The sequence below is a fragment of the Fibrella aquatilis genome, assembly GCF_017353255.1.
In the GTDB taxonomy this organism is placed as follows: Bacteria; Bacteroidota; Bacteroidia; order Cytophagales; family Spirosomataceae; genus Fibrella; species Fibrella aquatilis.
On the sequence record NZ_JAFMYU010000007.1, the window covers coordinates 94736 to 121203 of the forward strand.

19 protein-coding genes are annotated in these 26468 nt (G+C 57.0%); 13 read left to right on the top strand and 6 right to left on the bottom strand.

The features are described 5' to 3' along the window. Positions 1–26: 26 nt before the first annotated feature. The 3 genes from J2I48_RS10940 to J2I48_RS10950 all read left to right on the top strand — a co-directional run bounded on the left by J2I48_RS10940 (position 27) and on the right by J2I48_RS10950 (position 4028). Positions 27–701, top strand: a complete 675-nt coding sequence (locus J2I48_RS10940; RefSeq protein WP_374758157.1) for a (2Fe-2S)-binding protein — start codon at positions 27–29, stop codon at positions 699–701. Beyond that, the gene (locus tag J2I48_RS10945) at positions 698–1705 is read left to right on the top strand and encodes an FAD binding domain-containing protein (RefSeq protein WP_207335483.1); all 1008 of its coding nucleotides are present in this window, start codon (positions 698–700) and stop codon (positions 1703–1705) included. The genes J2I48_RS10940 and J2I48_RS10945 overlap by 4 nt, the downstream gene beginning before the upstream one ends. An 82-nt stretch (positions 1706–1787) precedes the next feature. After that, a complete protein-coding gene (locus J2I48_RS10950; RefSeq protein WP_207335484.1) occupies positions 1788–4028 on the top strand; it encodes a xanthine dehydrogenase family protein molybdopterin-binding subunit in 2241 nt (746 codons plus the stop codon). A 26-nt stretch (positions 4029–4054) separates the two neighbouring features. Here J2I48_RS10950 and J2I48_RS10955 read toward each other — a convergent pair whose 3' ends face one another. Further along, the gene (locus J2I48_RS10955; RefSeq protein ID WP_207335485.1) at positions 4055–4819 is read right to left on the bottom strand and encodes a DUF2490 domain-containing protein; all 765 of its coding nucleotides are present in this window, start codon (positions 4817–4819) and stop codon (positions 4055–4057) included. A 174-nt stretch (positions 4820–4993) separates the two neighbouring features. Between J2I48_RS10955 and J2I48_RS10960 the strand changes: the two genes are divergently transcribed. From J2I48_RS10960 to J2I48_RS10975, 4 genes are read left to right on the top strand one after another with little or no spacing between them, the layout of a single operon-like run. Next, a complete protein-coding gene (locus J2I48_RS10960; protein ID WP_207335486.1) occupies positions 4994–7480 on the top strand; it encodes a glutaminase family protein in 2487 nt (828 codons plus the stop codon). Between the two features lie 15 nt (positions 7481–7495). After that, positions 7496–9406 carry a glycoside hydrolase family 2 protein gene (locus tag J2I48_RS10965; protein WP_229376100.1) on the top strand — a complete coding sequence of 637 codons (1911 nt, stop codon included), beginning with the start codon at positions 7496–7498 and terminating at the stop codon, positions 9404–9406. Between the two features lie 25 nt (positions 9407–9431). Then, a complete protein-coding gene (locus J2I48_RS10970) occupies positions 9432–11480 on the top strand; it encodes a beta-L-arabinofuranosidase domain-containing protein (RefSeq protein WP_207335487.1) in 2049 nt (682 codons plus the stop codon). 37 nt (positions 11481–11517) lie between these two features. Next, a complete protein-coding gene (locus J2I48_RS10975; RefSeq protein WP_229376102.1) occupies positions 11518–14070 on the top strand; it encodes a TonB-dependent receptor in 2553 nt (850 codons plus the stop codon). A gap of 71 nt (positions 14071–14141) precedes the next feature. Here J2I48_RS10975 and J2I48_RS10980 read toward each other — a convergent pair whose 3' ends face one another. Then, the gene (locus J2I48_RS10980; RefSeq protein WP_207335488.1) at positions 14142–14987 is read right to left on the bottom strand and encodes a hydroxymethylglutaryl-CoA lyase; all 846 of its coding nucleotides are present in this window, start codon (positions 14985–14987) and stop codon (positions 14142–14144) included. 111 nt (positions 14988–15098) lie between these two features. On the opposite strand from J2I48_RS10980, the gene J2I48_RS10985 reads away from it, so the two are divergent. Continuing rightward, positions 15099–15317, top strand: a complete 219-nt coding sequence (locus J2I48_RS10985) for a hypothetical protein (protein WP_207335489.1) — start codon at positions 15099–15101, stop codon at positions 15315–15317. 3 nt (positions 15318–15320) lie between these two features. Continuing rightward, complete coding sequence (locus J2I48_RS10990) at positions 15321–15887, top strand: hypothetical protein (RefSeq protein ID WP_207335490.1); 567 nt, start codon at positions 15321–15323, stop codon at positions 15885–15887. 94 nt (positions 15888–15981) lie between these two features. Here the strand turns inward: J2I48_RS10990 and mnmA are convergent, their stop codons facing one another. After that, complete coding sequence (mnmA, locus tag J2I48_RS10995) at positions 15982–17109, bottom strand: tRNA 2-thiouridine(34) synthase MnmA (protein WP_207335491.1); 1128 nt, start codon at positions 17107–17109, stop codon at positions 15982–15984. A 108-nt stretch (positions 17110–17217) separates the two neighbouring features. Here mnmA and J2I48_RS11000 point away from each other — a divergent pair, with 108 nt between their 5' ends. Both J2I48_RS11000 and J2I48_RS11005 read left to right on the top strand, forming a co-directional pair. Then, on the top strand, positions 17218–18057 hold the full coding sequence (locus J2I48_RS11000) for a fumarylacetoacetate hydrolase family protein (RefSeq protein ID WP_207335492.1): 840 nt from the start codon (positions 17218–17220) through the stop codon (positions 18055–18057). A 15-nt stretch (positions 18058–18072) separates the two neighbouring features. Beyond that, the gene (locus tag J2I48_RS11005; protein WP_207335493.1) at positions 18073–19560 is read left to right on the top strand and encodes an aldehyde dehydrogenase (NADP(+)); all 1488 of its coding nucleotides are present in this window, start codon (positions 18073–18075) and stop codon (positions 19558–19560) included. A gap of 103 nt (positions 19561–19663) precedes the next feature. Here J2I48_RS11005 and J2I48_RS11010 read toward each other — a convergent pair whose 3' ends face one another. From J2I48_RS11010 to J2I48_RS11020, 3 genes are all read right to left on the bottom strand, one after another. Then, positions 19664–20749 (bottom strand): hypothetical protein, encoded by a 1086-nt coding sequence (locus J2I48_RS11010; RefSeq protein WP_207335494.1) that lies wholly within the window; start codon positions 20747–20749, stop codon positions 19664–19666. Between the two features lie 128 nt (positions 20750–20877). Next, positions 20878–22332 (bottom strand): MBOAT family O-acyltransferase, encoded by a 1455-nt coding sequence (locus J2I48_RS11015; protein ID WP_207335495.1) that lies wholly within the window; start codon positions 22330–22332, stop codon positions 20878–20880. A gap of 122 nt (positions 22333–22454) precedes the next feature. Further along, a complete protein-coding gene (locus tag J2I48_RS11020) occupies positions 22455–23078 on the bottom strand; it encodes a CGNR zinc finger domain-containing protein (RefSeq protein WP_207335496.1) in 624 nt (207 codons plus the stop codon). A gap of 9 nt (positions 23079–23087) precedes the next feature. Here J2I48_RS11020 and J2I48_RS11025 point away from each other — a divergent pair, with 9 nt between their 5' ends. Both J2I48_RS11025 and J2I48_RS11030 read left to right on the top strand, forming a co-directional pair. Continuing rightward, entirely contained in the window at positions 23088–24107 is a 1020-nt protein-coding gene (locus J2I48_RS11025) for an EamA family transporter (RefSeq protein WP_229376104.1), read from the top strand. Positions 24108–24273: 166 nt separating this feature from the next. Continuing rightward, positions 24274–26166 (top strand): beta-N-acetylhexosaminidase, encoded by a 1893-nt coding sequence (locus J2I48_RS11030; protein ID WP_207335497.1) that lies wholly within the window; start codon positions 24274–24276, stop codon positions 26164–26166. Positions 26167–26468: the final 302 nt, after the last annotated feature.

A 26468-nucleotide genomic window follows, 5' to 3' on the forward strand; every position in this document is an offset into this window, starting at 1 on the left:
TGCCTTCGTTAATCGGGCACAGACGTATGAATACGAACCAACGAGCACCGGGAAGGGGTATGGCAGCAGATAAAATACACATAATTGATGGGAGTGATCGGCGTTGGTTTTTGAAGCAGTCTTCGGCTCTGGCGGGGCTGCTGGCATTGCCACCGCTGGTAGCACCAACGAGGGCTATGATACCAGCAGAACCAGCAGTAGATGCGACTCAGAAACAGGCCATTACGCTGAAAGTCAACAAAAAAACGTACCGGCTCGACGCCGAACCCCGCGAAACGCTGCTCGACGTGCTACGCGAACGGCTCGACCTCACGGGCAGCAAAAAAGGCTGCGATCACGGGCAGTGCGGGGCCTGCACGGTACACGTAGACGGTCGTACGGCCAACGCCTGTCTGCTGCTGGCCGTAATGCAGCAGGGCCGCGAGATCACGACTATCGAGGGGCTGGCCCCCGCCGGAAAAACCAACGGACAGGAGCAACTGCATCCCCTACAGGCGGCTTTTGTGAAGCACGACGGCCTGCAATGCGGCTACTGCACCCCCGGACAGATCATGTCGGGCGTGGCGGTGCTGCGCGACGGTCACGCCGATTCGCCCGCCGACATTCGGGAGTGGATGAGCGGCAATATATGTCGGTGCGGGGCCTATGCGGGCATCGTGGCGGCTATTGAATCGGTTAAAAAAGGAGACACCATCGGATGAAATCATTCAGCTACGCCCAGGCCACCAAGCCCGCCGATGCCGTGCAACTGCTTGGCGCACAGCCCCAATCGAAGTTTATTGCGGGCGGCACCAACCTGGTTGACCTGATGAAATACGCCGTCGAAAACCCCGACCGGCTAGTTGACATCAGCCATCTCGATCTGGCCAAAATAGAGCCTGCTAACGGCGGACTGCGCATTGGTGCCCTGGCCCGCAATAGCGACGTGGCGGCCAACGCGCTGGTACAGAAACAGTTTCCGTTGCTGGCGGAAGCGCTCCTGGCGGGTGCATCGCCGCAACTGCGCAACATGGCCACTATGGGCGGCAACCTGCTGCAACGCACCCGCTGTAATTACTTCTACGACGTCAGTCAGCCCTGCAACAAGCGGACACCTGGCCGGGACGCCGGTGATGCGGCATTCCGACCGACTGGCTGCGGGGCCATTGGCGGCTACAACCGGATCCATGCCATTCTGGGGTCGTCGGAAAGCTGCATTGCCACCAACCCCAGCGACATGAATGTGGCCCTGGCGGCCCTCGACGCGGTGGTGCAGGTAACCGGCCCCAATGGCAGCCGGTCCATTCCCATCCTGGAGTTTCACCGCCTGCCGGGCACCACACCCCAGCGAGATACCGTGCTGGAAGACAACGAGTTAATCACGGCCATCGACCTGCCGACGTCGGCAGTTGGTGGTAAATCGCATTACTTGAAAGTGCGCGACCGGGCTTCCTACGCGTTTGCTTTGGTATCGGTGGCGGCGCGGTTGGTGACCCAAAACGGCATGATCCGTGAAGCCCGAATTGCTCTCGGCGGCGTAGCCCACAAACCCTGGCGACTGCCCGTCGTAGAGCAAACGATGGTTGGCAAACCCGCCACCGAAGCCACCTTCCGAACGGCTGCCCAAGCCCTGCTTGCCGGTGCCAAACCCCACGAACACAACGCATTCAAGATCCAGCTCGCCGAAAACGCCATCATCAGAGCGTTGCAAACGGTTAGTAGTTAGTGGTTGGCTGACGCGAGAATACGCTTGCGTCAGCCAACCATTAACCACCAACCACCAACCCTCTTAAACTCCTCCTAAAAACATGGCAAAGAAACTGCTGGGTGATCCCATAAACCGCGTCGACGGAGCGTTGAAAGCGACCGGACGTGCCCGCTATTCGGGCGACATAAAACGGCCCGGTATGTTGCATGGCGTACTGGTGATGAGCACCGTGGCCAACGGAAAAATTACGGCTATCGACACCGCCGCGACGCTGAAACTGCCAGGCGTGGTGAACGTGATGACCCACCTAAATGCCCCTAAACTGGCCGGAATAGACAAAAACAAGGCGTCAGAGATCGCCACTGACCGGGTGTTGCAGCTCTTTCAGGACGATCTGGTGCACTACAACAATCAGCCCATTGCCATGGTCCTGGCCGATACCCTGGAGCAGGCTACCGAGGGGGCTTCGCTGGTGCGGGTGACCTACCAGATTCAACCCGTGAAACAGCCGCTGCCCACCGGCAAAGCCGACCTGGCTACGCCTAAGCAACTGCCCCGCATAGACGATCAGGTCGATACCAAACGGGGTGATCTGGCGGCGGGACTAGGGGCGGCAACGCAGCGGATAGAGGCTACCTACACTACGCCCACCATGAACCACAACGCGCTGGAACCCCACGCGCTACTGGCTTTCTGGGAGGGCGACAAGCTGACCATGTACAACGCCACGCAGGGCATTTCGGGTTGCCAGAAGCGGGTAGCCGAACTCTTCGGCATGCCCAAAGAAAACGTCCGCGTGATTACGCAGTTTCTGGGTGGCGGCTTTGGCAGCAAGGGCACCACGTTTTCGCACGTACTGCTGACCCCTATGGCGGCTAAACTCGTGGGCAAACCAGTCCGGCTGGTGCTCAAACGCGAGCAGATGTTTGGCATGGTGGGCAACCGGTCGGCCACGGAGCAGACGCTGACGCTGGCCACCGGCAACGATGGCAAACTGCTGGCCACGGCGCACCACTCGCTGGTGCAAACGTCTGATTTTGACGACTTTGCCGAACCGGCGGGCACCATCACCCGGATGCTCTACGCCTGTTCCAACCTCGACACCACCCATAAGTTTATCCGCGCCAACATTGGCACGCCAACCCCCATGCGGGCACCGGGCGAGGCCCCCGGCGTGTTTGCACTGGAAAGCGCCATCGACGAAATGGCCGCGCAGTTGAAAATGGACCCACTGGCGTTTCGGCTGGCCAATTATGCGGAGAAAGACCCTAACAAGGACAAGCCCTTTTCGTCGAAATCGTTGCGCGAATGCTACCGGCAGGGGGCCGAACGCTTTGGCTGGAGCAAACGCCCCGCTGAACCCCGCAGCCTGAAAAACGGTCATTACCTCCGGGGTATGGGCATGGGTACTACGGTCTACCCCATGAACCGGGCGGAGTCATCGGCACTGGTGCGCCTGAAACCCGACGGCACGCTACAGGTAGAAACCGGCACGCAGGATCTGGGCACGGGCACGTTTACAATCATGACCCAGATTGCCGCCGAAGTCTTTGGTGTTAGCCCCGACCAGGTGACGCTCAGCGCCGGCGATTCAATCTACCCGGCTTCGTCGGTATCGGGAGGGTCACGCTGCACGTCTAGCACGGGGTCGGCGGTGGAGCAGGCGGCGCGGGAGGTGCTCAAAAAAACGAAACAACTGGCGTTCAAAGACTCGAAATCGCCGCTATTCAACGTAGCTGAAGCCGACATTGTGGCCGAAAAAGGTGGCCGCTTGCAGCAGAAGTCGAACCCGAAAATAGGGGAGTCCATCACCAATTTGCTGAAGCGAAATGGCAATAATCCCGTAGAGGCCACAGTGCAGTCGAAGCAGGGCGACGAGAAAGAAAAATACTCCATGAATGCCTTTGGGGCCGTTTTTGCCGAAGTGGAGGTTGATGAACTCTTGGGCGAAGTGCGGGTTACGCGGCTGTTGGGGTCGTTTGCGGCGGGGCGTATCGTAAACCTCAAAACGGCCCGCAGTCAGGTACTCGGTGGCATGGTCTGGGCGGTGAGTATGGCCCTCCACGAAAAGACAGCTTTCGATATGCGGACCAACCGCGTGATGAACGCCAACCTGGCTGAATACCACGTGCCGGTAAACGCCGACATTCGGGAAATAGACGGTTTTTTCATCGAAGAAGCCGACGATATCGTGAACCCTGCTGGCGTAAAAGGCATCGGCGAAATTGGGGTGGTGGGTACCGTGGCGGCCATCGCCAACGCGATTTACCACGCTACCGGCCACCGCTTCCGCGACCTGCCCATCACGGTCGATAAAGTACTAAGTCTGGCCAGTCGTTAAACGGAGTACGGGTAGTCTGGCCAGACTTAAAAATCACAGGCCACGTTCAGCCGGAAGCCGTTGTTATTTTCAAATACCGACTTGCCCGTCACGGTGTCATTATCAGCGTGTTGCGTGATCTGATTCAGGTAGCCAAGCTCCAGCCTGATCGCGTCGGAAAACTGGTAGCCGAGGCCACCGCTGATGCGGTTTTGGTTGAAGACATTGTTGCCCACGTTTTCCCCGAAACCGATGAAAATTTCGTCATAAAAGAACGCGTACCATTCCCGGTTGTCCCGCGTCCGGCCCTGCAACGGCACCGTGGCCTGTAGCTGGTAGCGAACCCGGTTCTGATAGCGCCAGTTGGCTACCTCGCGCGACCCACCGGGCAGGAGGTTCGCCAGCCACCGTTGCTCCAGCCTGACGCGGTGGCTGAGGTTCACAATGCCCGCCGTATCGGACAGTGTCACGTCTTCGTAGGCCCGGTGTTCGGTAGTGGGCACACCCGTATCGGCAACCGGGTAGCCGCCGTAGGGGTAGGTAACCAGGGCCGTGTAGCCCCCGGAAAGCTGAATCTTGTCAGTCGCTTTATACACCAAACCCAGCCGATAAAGGGCTTGCTGCCAATTGGTTATGAAATTAGCGCGCCGCCACTGTGCTTCCGTATGGATAGTCCATTGGCGGGTCAGCTTGTAGTCGCCGTTGACCGTAAACCAGCCGATGGCATTGTGGTCAGTGATACGGGAAGGCTGAGCGTTAGTCAGTAGCGGTGTCAGCGCAAAAAGGGCCATCGTCAGTAGCCGTTGGTGCATAGTCAGGCAGGTCAATCGTCAGGCTTTTGTGTCTTTACCTAACAGACGACTACGAGCCGGGGCTGTTTTTTCGAGGTAATGGATTTTCTGAGTTGTGTAGCGATTCCGCAGCTACAGAAGGATAGTTTTTCCCCCCAGCTTTCTTCTGCTGATACAATACCTGCTTCACGAGTTATGAAAAATAGTGTCCTGTATCTGGCCCTGCTGGGGTCTATTTCCTTCTCGCAGGCGCAGTCGCTGCGCCCACCGGCCTACCCGCTCATTACCCACGACCCCTATTTCAGCGTCTGGAGCGAAACCGACAAACTCACCGATTCGCCCACGCGCCACTGGACCGGCAAGCCGCAATCGCTGGAGGGCGTGGTGCGGGTCGATGGCGTTTCGTATCAGTTTTTGGGTGCCGTGCCCACCACCTACACGTCCATATTACCCACCGGCGAAACCAGGCCCTACACCGCCCAATACACGTTTACCAAACCAGAAGCCGACTGGCAGTCAGCCGATTACGTGGCCACAAGCTGGCAAACCGGCCCAGGGCCCTTCGGCGATACGCCCGATGCCCGCACTAACTGGCGAAACGGCACTGGGCAAACCGGCCAGATCTGGACCCGCCGCGAATTCACTTACGACGGCACCGCCGATGCCAGTCAGCTGCTGCTCAGCCTGAACCACGACGACGACGTGGAGATCTACCTTAACGGCGTGAGTATCCTGAACAAACCGGGCTACGTAAACGAGTACATCCTGCTTCCCCTGTCGGCGGCGGGGCAGGCGGCCTTAAAAAAAGGCAAAAACGTGCTGGCCATTCATTGCACTAGCCCCGGCGGCGGCTCTTTTGTCGACGTGGGCATTGTGGTGCCTAACCCGCCCGCAATGGGGTTGAGCACGGCCACGCAAACGGGCGTCCGGGTGTCGGCTACGCAGACGAACTACACGTTTGCGGCCGGTCCGGTGCAGCTAACCGTCAATTTCCTGTCGCCTCTGCTGCTCGACGAGTTGGAGGTGGTGGCTCGCCCGGTATCCTACGTTACGTTTACGGCCAAAGCCACCGACGGCAAGTCGCATAACGTGCAACTGTTTATGAGTGAGGCCGGAACCATCGCTACCAATTCGCCCGATCAGGACGTGGTGATAGCGGCGGGCGGCAGCGGGGGCCTCCGGTGGCTCAACGTGGGTACGCAGGCGCAGCCGCTGCTGAAACGTAAAGGCGACAACGTCCGCATTGACTGGGGCTATGCCTACCTGGCCGCCCCCGCACAGGCCAACGCCAAACTATCGGGCGGGTCGTTGACGGCTATGAAAGACGCGTTTCTGAAAGAAGGTACCGTGCCCACGGGCCGGGCCAACACGGGTACGGCGGGTCAGGTGGGCCTGGCAGTGAGCATTCCGGTGGGGTCGGTCGGGGCGAGTGGGGTGGAAAAACACCTTCTGCTGGCCTACGATGACCTCTATTCGGTGCAGTATTTTGGTCAGAACCTGCGGCCCTGGTGGCGGCGCAACGGTAAGACCACCATGCCTATGCTGCTCCAGACCGCCGAAAAAGACTACGCCCGCCTGACCAAAAAAAGCACCGCCTTTGATGCCCAACTACGCGCCGATGCCCAGAAAGCGGGCGGCAAGGAGTACGCCGACCTATGTGTGCTGGCCTACCGGCAGGCTATTGCCGCCCACAAGATGGTGGAAAACCCTAACCGCAAGGGCGAACTGTTCTTTTTCTCGAAAGAGAATTTCTCCAACGGCTCCATCGGTACGGTAGACATAACCTACCCCTCGGCGCCCATGTTTCTGCTGTATAACAACGAGTTAGCGAAGGGACTGCTGCGGTTTATTTTTGACTACAGCGAAACCGGGCGGTGGAAAAAAGACTTTCCGGCGCACGACGTGGGTACCTACCCGCTGGCCAACGGCCAGACTTACGGCGAAGACATGCCCGTGGAAGAAGCCGGTAATATGATGATCATAACGGCGGCAGTAGCACAGGTAGACGGCAATGCCAGCTTCGCCAGAAAGCACTGGCCTACGCTGACCAAGTGGGTTAGTTTCCTGAAACGCGACGGCTTCGACCCCGGTACGCAACTCTGCACCGACGACTTTGCCGGTCACCTCGCCCGCAATGCCAACCTCTCCGCCAAGGCCATTATGGGCATTGCCTGCTACGGAAAAATGGCGCAGATGATGGGCGATAAAAAGATCGCCGATGAACACATGGCTCTGGCCCGCGACCTGGCCAAAAAATGGATGGTGATGGACGGTGAAGGTGACCACTACGCCCTGACGTTTGATAAAACGCCAAATAGCTGGAGCCAGAAGTACAATATTGTCTGGGACAAACTGCTGGGTATGAACGTGTTTCCGAAAGAAGTGGCCCAGAAGGAAATTGCATTTTACCTGAAGAATCAGCAAACCTACGGCCTGCCCCTCGACAGCCGCAAGACCTATACCAAGTCGGACTGGATTATGTGGACGGCTACCATGGCCGACTCGAATAAGGATTTTCAGGCACTCATTTCACCCGTCTGGAAGTTCGCCAACGAAACACCCAGCCGCGTTCCTCTCACCGACTGGCACGAAACCACCGATGCCAAACAGGTTGGTTTTCAGGCCCGTTCAGTCGTTGGAGGGTATTATATCAAGATGCTGGAAGGAAAACTGGCGAAGTGATTTACGATATACTTTATGAAAATACACCTCGTCATCTGCCTGCTGGGCCTTAGCGTGGCCTCTGCATTGGCGCAAACCACGGTCAACGCCCCCCGTAAGGCCAACGTTATGAGCCGTTGGGAGAAGGCTATTACGCCCGAAAACGCCTGGCGCGAATACCCCCGTCCGCAGCTGGTGCGCAAGCAGTGGCAGAACCTCAACGGCCTGTGGGACTACGCTATCGTTCCCAAAAACTCGACGATGCCACGAGGTTACACAGCGCAAATTCTGGTGCCGTTTTGTCTTGAATCGACCGTTTCGAAGGCAAACAAGTCTCTTGGGGCAGATGAGCGCCTGTGGTATCGGCGGAATGTGACCATCCCCGCCGACTGGGCTGGCCAACGGGTGCTGCTTCACTTCGGCGCGGTCGACTACGAATGTGGCTTGTGGATCAACGCGGCCTACGTGGGCGGACATGTGGGTGGTTCTGATGCCTTCACCTTCGACATCACCGATTACCTCGTCAATGGTACTAACCAGATCGTTCTGGGCGTTACGGACCCCACCTCTACTGGTGAACAGGCGCGGGGTAAGCAATTGATGAACCCCAACGGTATCTGGTACACGCCGGTGTCGGGTATCTGGCAAACCGTATGGCTGGAGCCGGTGCCGAAAATGGCCTATATCGAAGAGGTACACCTGACGCCGGAGGTCGATTCGGGGCGGGTGCGGGTGGATGTTTCGCTCAACACGTCGCTGAACAAAGCCACCAACGCCATTCGGATTACCGCCCTCGACGGCGGGCAGACAGTAGCTACTACGCTGGTGCGCGAAAACCGCCCGGCCTACCTGCCCATTCCAAATGCCAAGCTGTGGTCGCCCGACCGCCCGTTTCTCTACGATTACCGCGTTGAACTCGTCACGGTGGCTGACCCGTTTGCCAACCTGGCCAGAGAGAAGCGGGGGCATCGGAACGAAACAGAACGGGCCTTATATGCCAACGCCACCGTCACAGGCGCACCGATGGACGTCGTGACGGGCTATTTTGCCATGCGCAAAAGCGCCATTGGTGCGGGTGGTCCCGTGGCTGGTCAGCCGGTGATGCTGCTCAACAACAAGTTTGTGTTTCAGAACGGCCCGCTCGATCAGGGCTGGTGGCCCGGCAGTTTGCTCACGCCCCCCTCTGACGAGGCGATGGCCTATGAAATCGACTTCCTGAAAAAATCGGGTTTCAACATGCTCCGCAAGCACATCAAGGTAGAGCCGGACCGGTACTACTACCTGTGCGATAAAATGGGCATGATGATCTGGCAGGATATGCCGTCGGGATTTCTGGAAGGGCAGAACGAAATTCCCGGCGACGTGACCGAGCCGGTGCGCCGGTCGCGGGCCAAAGAGCAGTGGGAACTGGAGTTCCGGCGCATGCTCAACAACCTGCACAACCACCCCAGCATTGTGACGTGGGTAGTTCAAAACGAAGGCTGGGGGCAGTATGACAACGTCCGGTTGGCTAACTGGGTAAAGGGTATCGACCCCAGCCGGCTGGTCAACGCCATCAGCGGCTGGAATGACAGAGGCGGCGGTGACCTCTACGACATTCACACCTACGAACCCGAACCCCGCCCCACGGGCCAAAAAAGTGACCGGGCCGTGGTGATCGGCGAGTTTGGCGGCATCGGCTGGCCGGTGCAGGGGCACCTCTGGAACCCGGAGATGCGCAACTGGGGCTACCAGACCTACCAGACCGCCGCTGACGTGGAAGCCGCCTACCGGAAGAAATACGCCAAGATTGTGGAGTACTACCAGAAGCAGGCGCTGTCGGCGGCCGTGTATACCCAAACTACCGACGTGGAAGGCGAAGTCAACGGCCTGCTGACGTATGACCGCGAGGTGATCAAAATCCCCGTTGAAACGTTGAAAGCCATTCACGCACCGCTGTTTAAGTAGTCGCTTCGGCGTAACCCCCAACTTTATGAAACACCTCATTCCCATTTTTGCCCTCTCCGCAACGGCATTTGTGGCACCCAACAAGCCTGCCCCCACCCGCACTGTTGCCGTGGTAGACCGGCCGGCTACTGGTACACGTAACGCCCATTACGTGAGCAACGAGGCGCCACTGCGGCCCGAATTTCTGGTGAAGCTGCCTATCGGAGCTATCAAACCGGCGGGGTGGCTGCGCGAAAACCTAAACCGGCAGGCCAACGGGTTGGCGGGGCATCTGGGGCAGATCAGCATCTGGCTAACCAAGAAAGACAACGCCTGGCTGAGCAAAACCGGCAAGGGCGAATACGGCTGGGAAGAACTGCCCTACTGGCTAAAAGGCTACGGCGACATGGCCTACGTGCTGAACCGCCCCGACCTGCTGGCCGAAACGAAAATATGGCTCGATGGCACGATAAACAGTCAGCGCGACAACGGCGACTTTGGGCCAATAGTGATGAAAAACGGCAAGCGCGACCTCTGGGCGCAGATGCTCATGCTCTGGTGCCTGCAATCGAGCTACGAACACAAGCCCGACCCGCGCATCCTGACCCTGATGACGCGCTATTTCCAATGGCAAAGCACCATCCCCGACGATCAGTTTCTGGAAGATTACTGGGAAAACAGCCGGGGTGGCGACAACCTCTACAGCGTCTACTGGCTCTATAACCGCACCAAAAACCCCAAGCTGCTGGAGCTGGGTACAAAAATTCATAACAACACCGCCAACTGGCGGCAGGCGAACAAGCTGCCCAACCTGCACAACGTAAACATTGCGCAGTGCTTCCGCGAACCGGCCACCTATTACCTCCAAAGCAACGACCCCGACGACCTGAAAGCCACCTACCGCGACTATACTATGGTGCGCGAACGATTCGGGCAGGTGCCCGGCGGCATGTGGGGTGGCGACGAAAACAGCCGCCCCGGCTACGACGACCCCCGGCAGGCGGTGGAAACCTGCGGCATGGTGGAGCAAATGGCTTCTGATGAATTGCTGATGCGCTTCACTGGCGACCCGTTCTGGGCCGAAAACTGCGAAGACGTGGCTTTTAATACCCTGCCCGCCGCCTTCATGCCCGACTACCGGTCGCTACGCTACCTCACCGCGCCTAATATGGTGGTGAGCGACAGCAAAAACCACAGCCCCGGCCTGCAAAACGAAGGGCCTTTTCTGATGATGAACCCCTTCAGCAGCCGCTGCTGCCAGCACAACCACTCCAACGGATGGGTCTATTACGCCGAAAACCTCTGGATGGCCACGCCCGATAATGGCCTCGCGGCGGTGCTCTATAATGCCTCGTCGGTAACGGCAAAAGTGGCTGGTGGACAGGTTGTTACGCTGAAGCAGGAGACAAATTATCCGTTTGACGAACAGGTGTGTATGACGGTACAGACGGCCAAGCCCGTATCATTTCCACTGTACCTGCGCGTACCGGCCTGGTGCCCTAACCCCACCGTGCGCATCAACGGGCAGGCGATAAAAGCCGACGCCAAACCCGGCCAATATATCGTGCTCACCGACACCTGGAAGCAGGGCGACAAGATCACGCTCGACCTGCCCATGCACCTTGCCGTGCGGACGTGGGACAAGAACAAAAACAGCGTGAGCGTGAACTACGGCCCGCTGACGTTTTCGACCAAAATTGACGAAGAGTTTCGGAAGGAAGACAGCAAAAAAACGGCCATTGGCGATTCCAAATGGCAACCCAACGCCGACCCAACGCAGTGGCCCTCATTCGAGATTTTTCCGAAATCAGCCTGGAACTACGGGCTAGTGCTAAACGGCAGCAAACCAGAAGCGTCGTTTACGGTGGTGAAGAAAAAAGGAGCCACCAGCACCTTTCCCTTTACGCCCGACACCGCTCCGATTACCCTGACGGCCAAAGTCCGCAAAATTCCTGACTGGGGCGTAGATAAGTATGGCTTGTGCGCCGTATTGCCCCAGAGCCCCGTTGCCACCGCCGAACCTCTCGAAACAATCACGCTGATTCCCATGGGCACGACAAGGTTACGTATTTCGGCGTTCCCGGTAGTACGGTAGGGGCGGGCCATCGTGCCCGCCCCTACGAACTCAACTTATGAAAAAGTATTTCCTCCTCTGGTTGGCCTTGTTCAGCCTCTCCGCCTGGGCGCAGACCCCCACCGTTCCACCCGAAGGTACAATGACACCGGATAGCCTGGTGAAGAAAACGAACCAGCCCGCGCCGCCCGATTCTACAGCACAACGCGTTGATTCATTGCGTGTTACATCTGTCGGTAATCAGCCTGCGGCACTAGCAACGGGCCATATTACGGGCATGGTGCTCGATTCGGCGGGGCAGGGTCCGGTGGAGTTTGCCACGGTGGCCTTGCTGGGTCCGACAAGCAACCGCCCCATCACCGGCACCACCACCGATGCCAGCGGGCATTTCTCGTTCGACCACGTACCGCCCGGTACCTACCGGCTGCTGATTAGCTTCGTAGGCTATGAAAACCAACTGGCTAACGTCTTCATGGTCACACCCGTACAGCCCGACGTGACCCTGCCGAAACTGCTGCTGCGTAGTTCGCACCAGACGCTGAACGAGGTGAAAGTGACCGCCAAGCGCGAGCTGATCGAAGATCGAGAAGACCGGCTGGTGTATAACGCAGGCAACGACCCCACCAACAGCGGTGGCACGGCTATCGACGTGATGAAAAAAGTGCCTCTCCTTACCGTTGACCCCGACGGGACGCTGACGTTGAAAGGCAGTACGAGCATTAAGGTGTTGGTGAACGGAAAGCCGTCGAGCATTATGGCGCGGAGCATTGGTGAGGCGTTGCAGATGATCCCTGCTGATGCCATTAAATCGGTGGAGGTAATCACGGCACCATCGGCCAAATACGATGCCGAAGGCACAGCGGGGGTGATCAATATCATCACCAAAAGCCGGTTGCAGGGGCTGATGGGTGGCCTCAACGCGACCACCGGCAACCGGCAGCACAATGTGGGGGCCAACCTGAACATGCGGAAAGACAAAACGGCCCTGACGGCCTATGCCGGGGCCAATTTGAACCAGAACGACGGTGGCTCGTACTCACTTCGGCGCAGCCTGATTCCTACCACCGGCAGCGGTATTCTGGAGCAGACCAGCAGTAACCGCAACACGGGCGGGGCGGGGTTTGGGTCGTTTAACCTCGACTACGACCTCGACTCGACTAATCAGTTTGGGCTAGACGGCAGCTTTAACAGTGGCTCTCGCAGCGGCTCGTCTATTCGCGATACCCGCTACAGTACCGACGATGCCCGGCAACCCTTTCGGCGCTATACCGATAGCCCGTCGGGCAACAACAGCGTGGACGGCAACGTAAACTATACCCGGCTGTTCAAACGCACCGACCAGCAGTTTACGTTTCTGGCGCAGGCCAACCGCAACAAAAACAACAGCGGCTATTCGCTGGACCAGTATCCGCTGCCGCAAACCGAGTTGATCAACTACCGCGAACGAAATACCAACCTCAACACCACCACCGAAGTAACGCTACAGGCCGACTACGCCCATCCGTTCAAGACGGGCAAAAAGACGCTGGAAGTGGGGGCCAAGAGCATCAACCGGACCGTGGCCAGTGATTACCGCCTTGAAAACGCCACCGACAGCACCGCCTTCCAGGACGTGCCCAGCCGCGCCAACCAGTTCAACTACCGGCAGTGGGTGGGGTCGGCCTACGCGTCGTTTCGGTTGGTTACGCCCAAAAAATGGAGCTACACGCTGGGCGGGCGTTACGAGATCACCCACATCGACGCCAACTTCATGTCGACGAAAACGATGTTTGCGAGCAACTACCGCAACTTTTTGCCCAACATCACCCTCTCGAAGCGCTTCGGCACGAGTCAGCGTATCCGGCTCAACTACAGCCAGCGGATTCAGCGGCCACAGATCTTTTTCCTAAACCCCTACATCAACTCCACCGACCCCAAGAATTTGTCGTTCGGCAATCCGTACCTCAGTCCTGAACTGGCCCATTCAGTGGAACTGACTTACAGCACGTTCACCAAAAAAGGGCTGAATATCAACGCGTTGCTTTTTGCACGCCTGACCAATAATGCCATTGAGCGCATCACGACCGTAGATACAGCCAACGTCTCGTACAGTACGTTTCAGAACATTGCCAAAAACGCCACTTACGGCATGAACCTCTTTGCGGCGGGGCGGCCCTACAAAAACTGGCAGCTAAACGGCTCGTTTGGGCTGAACTACAACGTGCTAAACAGCGTGGCGCTGAATATCCGCAACACCAACTGGAACTACCGCGTCACGCTCAACGCCTCGGTGCCGTTGCCACAGGACTACAGCATTCAGGCCAACGGTTCCTATAATTCGCCCCGGATTCAGTTGCAGGGGCAGTCGTCGGGTTTTTACAATTATGTGCTGGCGTTTCGAAAGGAATTCAAGCCGAAGCAGGTGGTGCTGACCCTGAACCTGGAGAATTTCCTGTCGCGCTACAACACGATCTACAACGAGTTCAGAACGGTGCAGTTCATCACCGACGGCTACAGCTACAACGCTTACCGCAACATCCGCCTAAGTGCCAACTGGCGCTTCGGCAAGATGGAAGCCAAAGCCTCGCGTACTAAAAAACGCATCAGCAATGACGACGGCAAGGCGGAGTAGGGAAGTGGGTGGCAGGTTATATTCCGACGTTTAGCTACGCGCTCTAGTGGGCCGCGCAACAGCAACACTTCTTAGTAAAGCAACTCCCGCGAAAGCTGGACCGCTTCGGCAAACTGATCAGGATCAATGCGGGTCTTGATGCCCATTCCGTCCAGCGTGTCCAGAATGGCCTCCGTAGGCAGGTTGCCCGTGAGCGAATCTGCCGCCATGGGGCAACCGCCCAGCCCGCCAATGGCCCCCTCCAGCCGCCCTACGCCCCCATCAAGGGCGGCGCGTACTTTGGCGGGAGCTTCGCCAGGAATAGCATGCAGGTGTGCCCCAAACCGGTAGTGCGGAAACGCATCGGAGAGGGTGTTGAACAGGGTTTCAATGGCCGCTGGCGTGGCCGTGCCAATGGTATCGGAAGGAACAATGTGTTTGATATCCAGGTCGGCGAGGCGGGCTGTGAAATCGAGCATCAGGGCCGGGCTGTAGGGGTCGCCGTAGGGATTGCCAAAACCCATTGATAAATACACAACCAATTCTTTATCAGCTTGTTGGCATAAGCGGTGCATGGTTGCCACGTCGGTCAGGGCCTCGGTAATGGACTTGTTGGTGTTGCGCTGCTGAAACGTTTCCGACACCGACAGCGGGAAGCCCAGGTAGCGGATGCCTTCGTGGCTTACGGCTTGTTCGGCCCCACGCACATTGGCCACAATAGCCAGCAGTTTGGTAGCTGATGCGGCCCAGTTCAGCCCGGCCAGCACGTCGGCGGTGTCGCGCAGTTGCGGGATAGCCTTCGGCGACACGAACGAGCCAAAGTCCAGCACATCAAAGCCCACGGTCAGGAGTGCATTGAGGTACCGGATCTTGTCGGCTGTCGGAATAAACCGGGTCAGGCCCTGCATGGCATCGCGTGGGCATTCGGTGAGGTGCATAGGGAAGGAAGAAAGGAGAAAGGGCGGAGAGGAGGAATACGTGATAAACGAAACGGCAAACTTGCGCGTTTGGGCGATATAGTTAACTTGCTGTAAAGCCAACACAATCAGATGCTAGCTGTAGATATAGAACACGATCAGATCGGTATTCGTCGGGGTGAGATGGAAAAAGATATTCTGGACATGACTTCAGAAGAACGAGAGGTGTACTATGCCCGATGTGCTGAAAAAGCAAAGCAGTACCTTTTTTCGATCAATATGCCATTGGTATACCAGAAGAACGGAAAGACAATCGCTGAATTTGCCGACGGATCAATCACGACTTTGTAAATAGTGGCTACAACCTATGTTATTGCCGGGCCACCGGGTATTGGAAAAAGTACTCACGGTCCCTCTTTTATTAATCCGCAAGTTGACATTCTGAATCACGATTATATTGCGCTTCGCTATAAAAATGCAGGGGCTATTAATTTTCAAAAAATAGCCAGCCAGAAGGCGAAAGAATTCGTTACCAATAAAATAACTAACAAGCTCGATTTTGGCCTTGAACTAAATCTGGGCTTTGATAATCATTATTCGGTAATTCATGATGTCCGACAACGCGATCCGTTCAGAACTATAACTGTCATTTTGTTTTATACCGACGACTTACAGCTTTGTTTGGATCGAGCAAGGGTAAGGCAACTAGCTGGTGGTCACGCTGTTGAGCCATCAATAGTAGAAGCGATGTACCACAATACATTTCCACTGCTTGCCAAAAATAAACACTTGCTTGACAGACTGCAACTTGTGAATGTTAGGGCAGAAACCATAGAGTTAATTTATTCGCGTCGGTTCTCTTCGCCTGAGCCAGAATTTATTGCTGGTTCTCTACCGCTTTGGTTTCGATATTATCATTAAACGTACCACGGACTTCAGTCGGGGACGCCTAGTCCATAAGAATAACCAATCTTACGGACTAGGCGTCCCCGACTGAAGTCCGTGGTACGTACACCTACTCCTGATTAAAACTCTTCATGATCCAGCCGCCGCCGATGACGTCGTTGCCTTCATAAAAAACCGCCGATTGGCCGGGGGCAATGGCCGACACGCCCTCGTCGAAATGAACTTCGATTTTGTCGGAGGCAGTTTGCATAATGGTGGCGGGTGTACCGGCGTCTTTGTAGCGCACCTTCGTTACCGTTTGCAGGGGAGCGTCGATGCTGGGGTACTTTTGCAGGTTCAGCTTGCTCACCAGCATGCCATTGCGGTAGAGGTCTTTATCGAGGCCCAGGATCACCTCGTTGGTGTCTTTGCGAATCTCCGTCACAAACACGGGATGCCCCAGCGCAATGCCCAGGCCCTTGCGTTGACCAATGGTATAGAACGGGTAGCCTTCATGTTTGCCTACTACTTTGCCCGTGCTTTCCATCACGAAATTTCCGCCCGCCACCTCAGCTTCCAGCGTAGGCACACGGCGCTTTAGAAAACCCCGGTAGTCGTTGTCAGGTACGAAGCAAATTTCGTATGACTCTGATTTTGAGACCAGTTCCATGAAGCCGCGCTCGGTGGCCATCTCGCGGATTTCGGTTTTGCGCAGGTTGCCCAGGGGCAGGATGGTCCGCGCCAGACTCTCCTGCGATACGCCCCAGAGTACGTAGGATTGGTCTTTCAGCGTATCAACGCCTTTAGAAATCACGTACCGCCCGTTGGATGGTCCCTCGCTTACATCTTGCCGAATGTGGGCGTAGTGGCCCGTGGCGATGTGTTCGCAGTCGAGGCGGTCGGCCCGGCGGAGCAGCGCGTCCCACTTGATGTGGGTATTGCACATCACGCAGGGGTTGGGCGTGCGGCCGTCGAGGTATTCGCCCGTGAAATGGTCGATGACGGCATCACCAAATTCGTTGCGGATGTCGAGGATGTAGTGGGGAAAACCGAGGCTGACGGCAATGTTGCGGGCGTCGTTGATGGAGTCGAGGCTACAGCAGCCGGTCTCTTTTTTGGTCCCGCCCGACGAGGCGTAGTCCCAGGTTTTCATGGTCATGCCAATGACCTCATAGCCTTCTTCGTGCAGCAGTACCGCCGCCAGCGAAGAGTCGATCCCGCCGCTCATCGCGACCAGGATTCGTCCGTGTTTGCTCATGGTATCTAACCGGGTTCAAAGTCCGGCGATAGGATTGATATAAGTACAAAGTTAATCAACCACGAACCGCGGCTGAATAGTTTCGGGGCGCGGCTTGCTTTCACGTCTATGAAACTCTACCGCACTACAGCTGGCATTGCACTCGAACTAGACGGGCAAATCAAGCTGCTGGGCCATACCGATTGGGACACGTTCATCAACCGCGATGACCTCTACGACGCTGCCATGGCCGATTTTAACAGCACCCGCGCCCTACTACAACCCGCCGATTGGCTGGCCGATCAGCATATACTGCCACCCATCCAAAGTCAGGAAATATGGGCGTCGGGCGTGACCTACCTGCGTAGCCGCAACGCCCGCATGGACGAGTCGAAAGAATCGGGAGGCGACACGTTTTATGATAAGGTGTATGACGCCGAACGCCCCGAACTGTTCTTTAAAGCTACGGCCGGGCGCACCGTAGGCACCCACGATGCCGTCCGTATCCGCCGCGATTCGACCTGGGACGTGCCGGAGCCGGAGCTAACTCTATTCGTGACGAGTTCGGGTAAGATTGTGGGCTACACGGCGGGCAACGACATGAGCTCGCGGAGCATCGAGGGTGAAAACCCGCTGTATTTGCCGCAGGCCAAAAGCTATGACCGCTGCGCCGCGCTGGGTCCCTGCCTCTATGTGACCAACCAGCCCATTTCACCCGACACACAGATTGGCCTGACCATCGAACGCGGTGGCGAGGCGCAGTTTTCGGGGCAAATTCTCATCAGTCAAATGAAGCGCAGCCATACCGAGCTGGTCTCGTTTCTTTTCCGCGAATGCAGCTTCCCACAGGGCGTGTATCTGATGACCGGCACCGGCATTGTCCCGCCAAATACCTTCACCCTCCAATCTGGCGACGTGATCACCATTACCATCGACGGTATCGGTACCTTGCAGAATTGGGTGGAGTGAAAAATGACCAAACACATGCAACTAACTGGAAAACAACTGATTAACGGTGAGCTGGTGGCCGAAGGAACTACTACGTTTCATGGGTATACACCCCATAACGGGAAACCCACGGCGACGGCATTTTACGAGGCCACCGACGCCGAAATTGACCGCGCTGTAGCCGCCGCCGATAGGGCTTTCTGGACCTACCGCAAAACGACCGGGGCAGCGCGGGCGGCGTTTCTAGAGGCCATCGCCACCGAAATACTGGCCCTGGGCATCGACCTTATCGACACCGCCGCGCAGGAGTCGGCCCTACCCACCGCCCGCATCGAGGGCGAACGGGGGCGGACGGTGAACCAACTGCGCCTCTTCGCCGACTTCATCCGCGACGGTAGCTGGGTGCGTGAAATCAGCAGCCCGTTGCAATTGCAGAAGATGCCCAACGGCGAACCGGCCCTGCTGCGTCAACAGCAAATTGCCTTGGGGCCGGTGGCCGTTTTTGGGGCCAGTAACTTCCCGCTGGCGTTTTCGGTAGCGGGCGGCGACACCGTGTCGGCGCTGGCGGCAGGTTGTCCGGTGGTGTTCAAAGCGCACCCCGCCCACCCCGCCACCTGCGAGATGGTAGGCCGGGCTATTCAGAAAGCGGCTGGGCAGACCGGTATGCCCGATGGCGTATTCTCAATGGTACACGGCGCGTCGAACCGGGTGGGGGAGCGGCTGGTGCAGCACCCGGCCATCAAGGCGGTGGGCTTCACGGGTTCATTTCGAGGAGGCAAGGCCCTGTACGACCTGGCCGTACGGCGGGCTGAGCCTATTCCGGTCTACGCCGAAATGGGCAGTACCAACCCTGTCTTTTTCCTGCCCGGTGCCCTGGCTGGCCAAACCGATCAGCTGGCGGCCCAATTTGCGGCGTCGGTAACACAGGGCGTGGGGCAGTTTTGCACCAATCCCGGCCTGTTTGTCGCGAGTGCCGCCGCCACCGATTTCACCAATGAACTGGCCCGGCAACTGAGCGCTATGCCCGTGGGTACTATGCTCACGGCGGGTATTCAACAGGCGTACAGTCATGGTATCACGCACCTGCGCACCATTGCCAACACCCGGCAACCAACCCCCTGGACAGGCGGTACGGCCCAGCCGCACCTGCTGCTCACATCAGTAGATAATGCCCTACAACACCCTGAATTATCTGAAGAAGTATTTGGCCCGTCGACGGTGGGGGTGCTGGCTCAGTCGAAGGAAGAATTGCTTTCTTTTGCCCGGCAGCTGACGGGCCACCTCACCGCCACCATCCATGGCACCGAAGCCGACCTCGCCGAGTACGCCGACCTGATCGACATCCTGACCACGAAGGTGGGGCGACTTATCTTCAACGGCTTCCCCACGGGCGTAGAGGTCAACCACGCCATGGTGCACGGCGGCCCCTTCCCCGCCACCACCGACAGCCGCAGCACCTCAGTAGGCACCACGGCCATCTACCGCTTCACAAGGCCCGTCTGCTTCCAGGGGTTCCCTCAGTGAAAGAGTGAAAGATTGAAAGATTGAAAGAGTGAATGGTGAAAGAGTGAGTGCCAGGCCACACGCTTTCACCATTCACTCTTTCAATCTTTCACCATTCACTCTTTCACTTATACTGTATCCTCGGAATGGAATCCCCGCGGCTGACCTGGCCGATGAGGGTGTTGACACGGCTGAGCCAGTAGCGTTTGCCCTGGTTGTTCCAGTGGCCGTCGCCGAGGTGGTACCATTCGGGGTGCTTCGTCACGGTGCCGTAGAACGACAGCAGGGGCGTTTTCAGCGTGGTATCGGCCTCCAGGCGTTCGATGAGGTGGTTATAGGGCTGGCCAAAAGGCCGGTGGTTGGGTTCCAAGACCGTTACTTTGTTGGGTATAAACGCCACGTACACTTCGTCGAACCCCATTTTTTTGTAGTAGTCACGGATGGTGTTCATGACCCTGATTACCCGTTTCAGTTCGGCTTCATCGACGGGATAGAATGAACTGGAACTCGACAGCCCGTTGGCTTCGATCTTGTAGAAAACATGCTGGTGGTCGCGCGATACTTCGGCGGCAGGCACCCGACCCAGCACGTCGAGGGTGAACTGCGCCTTGGCTTCTTTCAGTTTCAGAAACGGCTTGAAATTGAACAGGATAAACTCCAGCCGCGACGACATATCATGCCCAAACTGCGCCAGTGCCCAGTCGGGCAGGGGGCTGGGTTTGGCGGCGATCTGGGGGGGCAGTGGTCCCTTGCCGGTGGTGTCCATCACGCCATTCTGAATGTACATGGCGGGGTAAACTGACGGCTGCAACCGTTCGCGAATGACGCGTTCGATGAACTGAAAAAACAGGATGTTCTTCTTGCTGCGGTCGAGGTGGATGGGCTGGAGATGCTCATTTTGCGACGCCCGGAAGTTGAACCCGCCTGCGTAGTAGCTCGTGTCGATATCGGTGAAGCTGTCGCCAAAGTTGTAGAAATGTACGTTCTCGTAGCGGCGGGCGGGCTTGTCCTGCGGCGTAAGGGCCATATTTTCGCCAATGTTCTTTTCCCGAAAGGCGGGCAGGTTGGTCATATTATACAGGTCGCCATAAGTGAACTGATTGGGAATCAATCCTTTGCTGCTCAGTTTGCGTTGCAACGGTGGCGTAAGCCCTACGAACAGCACCAGGCCAGACAGCAGTAGAAAAAACCAGCGGAGGAGGGAGAGCATGGGGGGGTGAAGTTCAAGGTCTAAAGTCTAACGTCTAGGCGACCCCGTCTAAAGTTGCTCTGCGTACAAACCTGCGAGTGCGAAGCAACTTTAGACGGGTCGCCTAGACGTTAAACATTGAACTCATTTTAGAATTGAAAATAGATAAACTGGTTTGACGTAAACACGCCAAGGAAATAGCAGATCAGGGCCAGCAGGGGCATCATCACCCAGAAGGCGGTGGTGCTGGCGCGGGGCACGTAGCGAATCCAGGTGTTTTCGTAGAGCAATAGCCCAATGAGTGCCGCACATAGCCACAGTTCGGGTGGAGCCATGGGCGTTTGGGCGGGCACGGCGGGGTTAAGCGTAAACACTTTTTTCAGCACCGTAAAGGCATCGTCGGTGGTGCGGGCGCGGAAGAAGATCCAGGTGAGCGTGACCAGCCCGAAGGTGAGCAACTGATTGACCCGGTGCCGAACCGCGCCGCCCACGCCCCGGAGTTGCACCGTGGCCGAACTGTCGTCCTGAATGGTCAACGGCCGCGCCGACGGGGTAATGAACTGACTAATAACCAGATACAGTCCGTGCAACAGACCCCAGATCACAAATTTCCAGTTGGCACCGTGCCAGAGGCCGCTTAGTCCAAACACAAATAGCACGTTGAGGGCCGTGCGCGTGGCGGTGCGGCGGTTGCCCCCCAGCGGAATATAGACGTAGTCGCGGAACCAGCTGGAGAGCGAGATGTGCCACCGCCGCCAGAAGTCGCCGATAGAGGCGGCGAGGTAGGGGGTGCGGAAGTTTTCGGACATCCGGATACCCATCACCTGCCCCGCCCCGATGGCAATGTCGGAGTAGCCCGAAAAATCGCAGTAGATCTGGATGGAATAAAAAATACTGGCCAGCAGCATGGTCGTGCCCGATGACCTATCGACGTCGAAATAAGCCTGATCGACCACCAGGGCGAGCCGGTCGGCGATGACCACTTTCTTCACGAAACCGCCCGCCATGCGCAGTAGGCCCATCCGCACCGTGGGCCAGTGGAACGCATGGAAGGCGTTGAGTTGCGGCAGCATATGGCCGGGGCGTTCAATGGGACCAGCCACGAGCTGCGGATAAAACAACACATAGAGCGAGTAGACCCCAAAGTTGCGTTCGGCGGGTTGGTTGCCGCGGTACACCTCGATGGTGTAGCTCATGGACTGAAACGTATGAAACGACAGCCCTATGGGCAGCACTACGCCGGGTAACCAGTTGCCGAGCATGGGCACCGAACTTTGCCAGCCCAGTGGCGCCAGCAGGCTGTCAACAGACTGGTTGATGAAATCGAAGTACTTGAAAAAGGCCAGCAGCGCCACGTTGGCCACCAGGCTGATAATGAGCAGCGCCTTCCGCCGGGAGCCTTCAGACCGTTCAATCCAGAGTGCGGCGAAGTAGTCGATCAGGATAACTACGCCCAGGATGAGCAGGTACGACGGGATGAAGGCGGCGTAGAAGTAGCAACTGGCCACCAGCAGCAACACCCACCGACCCTGTTTGGAGAGGCTGTAGTAGCTGAGGGTGACAAACAGGAAGAAGACGAGAAAATGAAGCGAATTGAACAGCATGCGGGGTAGTCTTGGCACCCCAAAAGTACAGCATCACCCCCGAACGATTGGTACCCCTGACTAAATGGGGTAGTGGAGCGCGGGTATTTGAGTGCTGGTCAGGATAGGACAGACAGTCTACGTCAGCCCAAAGATGCCAGTTTCTTACGCTGGTAATAGCGGCGGGCTTTCTGGTTTGTGCCACATGTTTGCATATCGCACCATTTCCGACGATGGTTCTTGGTTTCGTCCAGGAAAAACCAGCCGCAGGCACCGCATTGTTTAACCAGTTGTTGGTCTCTGGTTGTCAACAAGTCATAGGCCGACAGGCTAAAAGACCAGACAGGCTGCATAAGCTGTTTTTCTGACCGTTCCAGGGTCATTGCCAGCTTGTTGCCCTGTATAGAAAAACCGCGTTCACAGAGCGCTTCGTGAACATACCCGTTAAAGGATGTCAACAACTGAGCCGTAACCTGCTGCAACTGACCACTTGCCAGCGCGTCGAATACACCCAACATCGACTGCCTGACGTCACGGGCTTCCAGCAAGACACGCTCAGCCTGCTCTGAATGCTGGTTGGCTATAAGCTCCAGGGTGTCAAGGGTGGCCGTGTCGAGCAGTGATAACCGGCGGCTTAGAACTAGCAGATCACTGTAGCTATGCAGGCGCTCTACTGACAAGTGATCGCCGAGTGCCGTGTTAATGAAATCGAGACACGCTATTCCGCCCGTGAGGTCCATTTCGGCAATTGTACTAACCTTGGCCATGCTCAAAAGATGACAATTTATATAACCAGTAAAACAAGTTTAAACGGTTATAGTTTATGTAGCGAAATTCATACTGTTAAAACGTGTTTTAAAGGTTATATGATGAACACAACGATTGTTTCTCGCTTTTGGCTGGTGCTGGCTTTTTTCGCTATCTACTTTGTATGGGGAACGACCTATCTGGCCAACCTGTATGCGCTCAAGGCTATTCCGCCGTTTGTCATATCGGCACTCCGCTATCTGGTTGCGGGCTTATTGCTAGCCCTACTCGCCTACGGTAAAAGCCAGGCATGGCCACAAAAGAAAGAGATTCGAGATTTGGCCATCAGTGGCGTATTGATGTTGGTAGGTGGCTCTGGCCTGGTCGTTGTGGCCGAGCAATATATTACGTCTGGCTCTGCTGCTGTCATTGTAGCCACTGAGCCGCTTTGGTTTGTTCTGCTGGACCAGCCTCGGTGGAAGTTGTATTTCAGCAATGGAAAAATTATTGCAGGGCTGCTTATTGGCTTTGCGGGCGTCGTTCTGTTTGCCCAGATGGCACCTGCCAATTCCCCTCAACAAGACCAGTCAACCAACCAATTCTTAGGCACAGTGATTGTTCTGGTGGGGGCTATCCTGTGGGTGAGTGGCACCCTGTTTGCGGCACGCAGGATAAAGCCTGGCCGCTATAACCTCTGGCACACCACTATTCAGTTAGTAGCTGCCGGGCTTTTTGCGACGTTTTTGGCGATGGTCAACGGCGAATGGAATCGCTTTGTATGGCTGGCCGTGCCGTTGCCAGCCTGGGGCGGACTTGCTTTTCTGATTCTCTTTGGCTCCCTCATCGCCTACCTCGCCTTTGCCTGGCTGGTCACCGTTCAGCCGCCCGCCATTGTCAGTACCCATACGTATATAAACCCGCTTATTGCTGTGCTGATAGGCTGGCTCGCCGCTGGTGAGGCAGTAACTGGCCTACAGGTTGTTGCGCTGATTGTTGTCCTGACAGGTGTGGTACTCACGCAACTCAGCAAAATACAGGCCGGTGGCTGAGATCTGTCACGATAGGTAAGGCGTTAATCAGTTGCCTGGCTTAATGTGGCCAACGAGACAAGCAGGTATAGCTGTGTAAACAGGGGCGTGGCTTTTTTAACGAACCCACATAATCGCTGACGGCAATTCCGTACTTTGGGAACAGATACCTAATAAGCCCCCTCTTATGCGTCTAAGCCTCTTCATCTGCCTCTTCCTTTTGGCTACTGTGTCCCTTGCCCAATCACCCATCCACCTCATTCCGCAGCCTGTGAGCGTAGTACCGCAGGCCGTGGGATTCACCCTGACCAAAACCACCGCCATTGTTTATAGCAGCCCCGAACTGGCCACCATTGCCGCTGGACTTTCCGAGCAGCTTACTCGCCCCACGGGCCTGACGTTGGCCCACCGCCTGGCGAAGTCACCCGCTGCCACCGCCATCAGCCTGGAGCTTATCCCCACGCCCGACGCCCGGCTGGGCCGCGAGGGCTACCGGCTCAGCAGTTCGGCCAAAGGCATCACGATCTCGGCCAACAACAAGGCCGGCATTTTCTACGGTGTGCAGTCGCTGGTTCAGTTGGCCAGTCCGGCTATGGGTAAGGCCAATCAGACCATCCCCGGCGTGCAAGTGGTTGACTACCCGCGTTTTGCGTGGCGGGGTGTCATGTTCGACGTGAGCCGCACGTTTTTCCCCAAAAGTGAGGTGCTGCGCTACATCGACGAACTGGCGCAGCTGAAAATCAACACCTTCCACTGGCACCTGGCCGACGACAACGGCTGGCGGATCGAGATCAAATCGCTGCCCCGCCTCACCAGCGTGGGGGCCTGGCGCGTACCCCGCGATGGTCATTTTGGCGAACGCCCCGACCCCAAACCCGGCGAACCGGCCACCTACGGCGGTTTCTACACGCAAGACGACATCCGCGAGGTAGTTGGCTATGCCCAGGCCCGCAACATTACCATCGTACCCGAAATAGACGTGCCCGGCCACAGCATGGCGGCGCTGGCGGCCTACCCCAACCTGTCGTGCAGCAAAGACACGTCGGTGCGCGTGAACCCCGGCACGCAGTTTTCGGAATGGTATGCCGACGGTACGTTTAAGATGCTGATCGACAATACGTTGAACCCCGCCGATGAGAACGTGTATGTGTTTCTGGACAAGGTTTTCGGCGAAGTGGCCAGCCTCTTTCCGGGGCAGTATATCCACGCCGGTGGCGACGAATGCTACAAAGGCTACTGGGAAAAAGACCCCGGCTGCCAGGCGCTCATGAAGGCCAACAACTTTGGGCATATGGAAGACTTACAGGGCTATTTTATGAAGCGGGTGGAAAAGATCATCCAGTCGAAAGGGAAAAAGCTCATTGGCTGGGACGAGATCATCGAGAGCCACGATCCCAACGCCCAACTCTCGAAAGACGCCGCCGTGATGAGCTGGCATGGGGTGAAGCAGGGTATCGACGCGGCCAAAATGGGGTATAAAGTGGTGATGACCCCCGCCCCGTTTACCTACATCGACTATATGCAGAGCGACCCCACGCTGGAGCCGCGTATTTACGCCAGCCTGCGCCTGAAGACCTGCTACGAGTTTGAGCCGGTGCCCGATGGTATCGATTCCACGCTGATTCTGGGTGGGCAGGGCAACCTCTGGAGCGAGCAGCTCAGCACCTTCGCCCATGCCGAATATATGTCGTTCCCACGCGTGTGGGCGCTTTCCGAGACGTTCTGGACCCCGAAAAGCCGACGCAGCTGGGCCGGGTTTATACCCCGCCTGGAAACCCAGATGCGCCGCGCCGAGGCCGCCGGTATCAACTACGCCCGCGCCGCCTACGACCCCATTGTGAGCACCACCAACGCCGACGGCAAGCTGACCCTGATGCTCGACTGCGAGATCCCCGATTCGGAGATTTACTACTCCCTGGATGACACCATGCCCGGCCGCTATAGCCTTCGCTACACCCAGCCCGTGCTTATTCCCGACGGCAACGTAACGCTGCGCACGATCACCTACCGTAACGGCCAGCCATCAGGCCGCCAGATCACATTAAAGCGCGACGAACTGGTGAAACGTGCGAAGAAATAAGTAGGCAGTGGGCAGTGGCAGTTGGCAGTTTACGGAGGTGCGTGTCAAGCTGGTGTAGCTGCTTATCCCGTAGGGATTTAACAGCGTAGCGTCGGTAGAAAAACAAGTTCGTCCTGAGTCCATGCGTGCCGTAGGTACGCTACCAGTGGCGTACCTACGGCACGCATGGAGGGGAAACCCCAACCCTACAGCTACCGACGCTACGCTGTGATGTCCCGATGGGACAAGCAGCTACACCAGATTGTCAGCAAAGTTGACTAACTGGTCAAATTTTTTTTGTTTCATATGAATGAAACACCGTT

Excerpts from the sequence above, each read along its gene's own strand:
- J2I48_RS10940 (WP_374758157.1), top strand. The coding sequence starts at position 27 with ATGAATACGAACCAACGAGCACCGGGAAGGGGTATGGCAGCAGATAAA.
- J2I48_RS10945 (WP_207335483.1), top strand. The coding sequence starts at position 698 with ATGAAATCATTCAGCTACGCCCAGGCCACCAAGCCCGCCGATGCCGTG.
- J2I48_RS10950 (WP_207335484.1), top strand. The coding sequence starts at position 1,788 with ATGGCAAAGAAACTGCTGGGTGATCCCATAAACCGCGTCGACGGAGCG.
- J2I48_RS10955 (WP_207335485.1), bottom strand. The coding sequence starts at position 4,819 with ATGCACCAACGGCTACTGACGATGGCCCTTTTTGCGCTGACACCGCTA.
- J2I48_RS10960 (WP_207335486.1), top strand. The coding sequence starts at position 4,994 with ATGAAAAATAGTGTCCTGTATCTGGCCCTGCTGGGGTCTATTTCCTTC.
- J2I48_RS10965 (WP_229376100.1), top strand. The coding sequence starts at position 7,496 with ATGAAAATACACCTCGTCATCTGCCTGCTGGGCCTTAGCGTGGCCTCT.
- J2I48_RS10970 (WP_207335487.1), top strand. The coding sequence starts at position 9,432 with ATGAAACACCTCATTCCCATTTTTGCCCTCTCCGCAACGGCATTTGTG.
- J2I48_RS10975 (WP_229376102.1), top strand. The coding sequence starts at position 11,518 with ATGAAAAAGTATTTCCTCCTCTGGTTGGCCTTGTTCAGCCTCTCCGCC.
- J2I48_RS10980 (WP_207335488.1), bottom strand. The coding sequence starts at position 14,987 with ATGCACCTCACCGAATGCCCACGCGATGCCATGCAGGGCCTGACCCGG.
- J2I48_RS10985 (WP_207335489.1), top strand. The coding sequence starts at position 15,099 with ATGCTAGCTGTAGATATAGAACACGATCAGATCGGTATTCGTCGGGGT.
- mnmA (WP_207335491.1), bottom strand. The coding sequence starts at position 17,109 with ATGAGCAAACACGGACGAATCCTGGTCGCGATGAGCGGCGGGATCGAC.
- J2I48_RS11000 (WP_207335492.1), top strand. The coding sequence starts at position 17,218 with ATGAAACTCTACCGCACTACAGCTGGCATTGCACTCGAACTAGACGGG.
- J2I48_RS11005 (WP_207335493.1), top strand. The coding sequence starts at position 18,073 with ATGCAACTAACTGGAAAACAACTGATTAACGGTGAGCTGGTGGCCGAA.
- J2I48_RS11010 (WP_207335494.1), bottom strand. The coding sequence starts at position 20,749 with ATGCTCTCCCTCCTCCGCTGGTTTTTTCTACTGCTGTCTGGCCTGGTG.
- J2I48_RS11015 (WP_207335495.1), bottom strand. The coding sequence starts at position 22,332 with ATGCTGTTCAATTCGCTTCATTTTCTCGTCTTCTTCCTGTTTGTCACC.
- J2I48_RS11020 (WP_207335496.1), bottom strand. The coding sequence starts at position 23,078 with ATGGCCAAGGTTAGTACAATTGCCGAAATGGACCTCACGGGCGGAATA.
- J2I48_RS11025 (WP_229376104.1), top strand. The coding sequence starts at position 23,088 with ATGACAATTTATATAACCAGTAAAACAAGTTTAAACGGTTATAGTTTA.
- J2I48_RS11030 (WP_207335497.1), top strand. The coding sequence starts at position 24,274 with ATGCGTCTAAGCCTCTTCATCTGCCTCTTCCTTTTGGCTACTGTGTCC.